Source organism: Actinoplanes sp. NPDC048791, from assembly GCF_040650095.1.
In the GTDB taxonomy this organism is placed as follows: Bacteria; Actinomycetota; Actinomycetes; order Mycobacteriales; family Micromonosporaceae; genus Actinoplanes.
Genome location: NZ_JBEZGQ010000871.1, coordinates 1 through 3,523, shown reverse-complemented (window position 1 = coordinate 3,523; position 3,523 = coordinate 1). Strand labels below are relative to the sequence as shown.

At 71.8% G+C, this 3,523-nt stretch carries 4 protein-coding genes; 1 reads left to right on the top strand and 3 read right to left on the bottom strand.

Annotated elements, in window-relative coordinates; all coding sequences use genetic code 11:
- Positions 1–101 precede the first annotated feature (101 nt).
- Both AB0C29_RS38835 and pyk read right to left on the bottom strand, forming a co-directional pair.
- Entirely contained in the window at positions 102–980 is an 879-nt protein-coding gene (locus AB0C29_RS38835; RefSeq protein ID WP_360831474.1) for an acyl-CoA thioesterase II, read from the bottom strand.
- The gene (gene pyk, locus AB0C29_RS38830) at positions 977–2,425 is read right to left on the bottom strand and encodes a pyruvate kinase (RefSeq protein WP_360831471.1); all 1,449 of its coding nucleotides are present in this window, start codon (positions 2,423–2,425) and stop codon (positions 977–979) included. The genes AB0C29_RS38835 and pyk overlap by 4 nt, the downstream gene beginning before the upstream one ends.
- Positions 2,426–2,693: 268 nt before the next feature.
- Here pyk and AB0C29_RS38825 point away from each other — a divergent pair, with 268 nt between their 5' ends.
- A complete protein-coding gene (locus tag AB0C29_RS38825; protein WP_360831468.1) occupies positions 2,694–2,858 on the top strand; it encodes a hypothetical protein in 165 nt (54 codons plus the stop codon).
- A gap of 77 nt (positions 2,859–2,935) precedes the next feature.
- Here the strand turns inward: AB0C29_RS38825 and AB0C29_RS38820 are convergent.
- On the bottom strand, positions 2,936–3,523 hold a 588-nt coding region (locus AB0C29_RS38820; RefSeq protein ID WP_360831466.1), incomplete at its 5' end, for a hypothetical protein.

Below are 3,523 nucleotides of genomic sequence, written 5' to 3'. Positions count from 1 at the left end.
ACTGAAAGTTTCCCCTGCCCCGCTGGTGGCGGGACCCGCTGAACGGCCAGTCGCCGGGCCGGGGTCCCGCCCCGGCGGGGCCCTTTCCGTTCCGGGCAGCCTCAGGCGCCGACGCGGCGGAGCAGGCCCTCCTGGACCGCGCTGGCGATGTGCCGGCCGTCCTCGGTGAACATCCGGCCGCTGGCCAGTCCCCGGCTGCCGCTCGCCGACGGGCTCGTGCAGTCGTACAGGAACCATTCGTCCGCTCGGAACGGCCGGTGCAGCCACAGCGCGTGGTCCAGGCTGGCGCCGATCACGCCGCCCGGGCCCCACACCTCGCCGTGCATCGACAGGACCGAGTCGAGCAGGGACAGGTCCGATGCGTAGGTCAGGGCGCAGGCGTGGATCAGCGGGTCGTCCGGCAGCTTGCCGTTGATGCGCATCCAGACGCGTTGCTCGTCGGCGGCGTCGCGGTCGCCCGGGGGGACCCAGCCGGGGGTGCCCACGTAGCGGACGTCGATCGCCTGCGGGGCCGCCTTGAACGCGGCCGCGCGGTCCGGGTAGCGGGCCAGCCAGTCGAGCATCGTGCGGGTCTCGTCCGGGCCCGGCACGCCCTGCGGCGGGGGCGTGTGGTGGTCGAGGCCCTGCTCGGTGACCTGGAACGAGGCCGACATGAAGAAGATCGTGCGGCCGTGCTGCTGGGCCGTGGAGCGGCGGACCGAGAAGGACCGGCCGTCGCGGATCTTCTCGACCGCGAAGTCGATCGGGACCGTCGGGTCGCCCGGGCGCACGAAGTAGCCGTGCAGGGAGTGCACGCGGCGTTCCGGGTCGACCGTGCGGCCCGCCGCGACCAGGGCCTGGCCCGCGACCTGGCCGCCGAAGACCCGCTGGGCGCCGACCTGGGGGCTCTCGCCCCGGAACGTGGCCGCGTCGATCTGCTTGAGGTCGAGGACCTCGAGGAGCTGATCGACGGCGGCCTGTCCCGTCAGCGGGGTGCTCACTTCTGCTCGGTCACCGTGGCCGGGTCGACGAGCGAGCCGAGCTGGTGCACGCGCAGAGTGTTGGTGGAGCCGGGCGCGTTCGGCGGGCTGCCGGCCACGACGACGACGTACTCGCCGGGCTTGGCCAGGCCGAGGCCGAGCATGGCGTGGTCGACCTGGCGGAACATGTCGTCGGTGTGCTCGACGAAGTCGGTCAGGAACGTCTCGACGCCCCAGGACAGGGCCAGCTGGTCGCGGACCTCGGCGACCGGGGTGAAGGCCAGCAGCGGCAGCTCGCAGTGCAGCCGGGAGAGGCGGCGGACGGTGTCGCCGGTCTGGGAGAACGCGACCAGGGCCTTGGCGCCGATGTTGCGGGCGATCCGGCTGGCGGCCACGGTCAGCGCGCCGCTGTGGGTGCGCGGGTCGTGCTGCAGGACCGGGACGCCGAAGTCGCCGCTCTCCGTGGTGGTGACGATCTTGGCCATGGTGCTGACGGTGAGGACCGGGTACTTGCCGACCGAGGTCTCGCCGGAGAGCATCACCGCGTCGGCGCCGTCGAGGACCGCGTTGGCGACGTCGGAGGCCTCGGCGCGGGTCGGGCGGGAATTCTCGATCATCGAGTCGAGCATCTGGGTGGCCACGATGACCGGCTTGGCGTTCTCCCGGCAGAGCTGCACGGCCCGCTTCTGCACCAGGGGGACCTGGTCCAGGGGCAGCTCGACGCCGAGGTCACCGCGGGCGACCATGACGCCGTCGAAGGCCAGCACGATGGCCTCGAGGTGGGTGACCGCCTCGGGCTTCTCGACCTTGGCGATGACGGGCAGGGTGGTGCCCTCCTCGGCCATGATCTGGTGCACCAGCTTGATGTCGTCGGGCGAGCGTACGAACGACAGCGCGATCAGGTCGACGCCGAGGCTGAGCGCGAAGCGCAGGTCCTCCTCGTCCTTGTCGCTCATCGCGGGGACGCTGACGGCGACGTTGGGCAGCGAGACGCCCTTGTTGTTGCTGACCGGGCCGCCCTCGGTGACCAGGCAGCGGATGTCGTTGCCCTCGACCGCGGAGACCTCGACGGCGACCTTGCCGTCGTCGATCAGCAGGCGGTCGCCGACCTTGACCTCCTGCGGCAGCTTCGAGTAGGTGCAGCTGACCCGGTCGGGGGTGCCGAGGATGTCGTCGCTGGTGATGGTGACGGTGTCACCGTTGGCCCAGATGTGCGGCCCGTTGGCGAACTTGCCCAGCCGGATCTTGGGGCCCTGAAGGTCGGCCAGGACGGCGACGGCGCGGCCGGTCTCCCGGGCGGCGTTGCGGACCATGTCGTAGATCTGGCGGTGGTCCTCGTGGCTGCCGTGGCTGAAATTCAGCCGGGCCACGTCCATGCCGGCCTCGACCAGACCGAGCATGCGCTCGGGGGAGGCGGTGGCAGGACCCATGGTGCAGACGATCTTTGCGCGGCGTGTCACAGCCATCAGGCTAGTCTCTCTTTCGGATCGGCCCGCTGGCCGACCCCCGTCATGGGGATGAACTGCAAGTAGCGACGCGCCGCGAGTTTCCGGCCGGCGTCGGCGGGCTTCAGCGACCGCGATCAGCCTCAGCTTATCGGTCGTCCCGGTGCGGTCGCGGGCAGACGGGGTACGGCGCCACCCGGCCCGCGCAGATGACCCTGAACCGTTTTACGCATCGTCACGTGTTGGTAGCAGCCGGTTGTTCAGCGGCGGTTGTCCTGGAGGTGTGACGATGACGTTCGGGGAGCACGCGGACAGGTTCGGATGGGCGGCGGCGAGGCGCCGCCGGGTGCTGGAGCAGGCAGAACGTGAGCAGGCCCAGGAGTCCGAGGCAGCCCGCGAGAGGTTGTTGCGGCACGCCGCCGCCGCCGGAGCGGAACACCGGCTGGCCGCCTAGATACCGCATCCGCGCGACCGACACCACGGGGGTGCCCGGCAGCGCGGAGCGGGATCAGGTGGGCTGTCCAGACGGAATCAGGACAGTGCGGCGTCGACCGCCTCGCGGGTCTGGTCGGCGTGGGTGCGCAGGCACTGGGCGGTGAGGATCAAGGTCCGGTCCGACCCGTACGGGACCAGCCGGTGCGCCTGCCACCACGGCTCACCGTCGTGCTCATAGGCCAGCTCGACGCTCTGCCCGTCATGGCGCAGCAACGTCTGGCCGGGCGCGACCAGCGTCTCGGGGTCGGCACAGCGCTCCCGCGGCACCGGGCCCTGCGGAAAGATCGCCGCCTCGCCGGGCCCGTGCAGGTAGAACGGGGTCTGGTCGCCCTCGTCGAGCGGTGAGTCGACCCGGAAGCCGGCCGGCCAGCGCAGGTTGACGACCGAGGTCTGGATCTCCCAGTGGTCGTGCGCGGGCCCGTCGGCGACGTCCACCGCCTCGTGCGGCTCGACCGGCTCGCCGGGCCGCACCACCGTCCAGACCGGTCCGTCCGGCAGGCCCCGGACCACCCGGACCGTGTGCGGCTCGCCCGGGAGCCGTTCGAAGCGGTACGGCCAGTGCGGCATCAGCACCAGACCGTGCCCGGCGAGCCGGGTGAAGACGTGTCCCACGGCGGGGAGCGA

Bases quoted from the DNA above. Each gene is read 5' to 3' on its own strand.
- AB0C29_RS38825 (WP_360831468.1), top strand. From the start codon at position 2,694: ATGACGTTCGGGGAGCACGCGGACAGGTTCGGATGGGCGGCGGCGAGG.
- pyk (WP_360831471.1), bottom strand. From the start codon at position 2,425: ATGGCTGTGACACGCCGCGCAAAGATCGTCTGCACCATGGGTCCTGCC.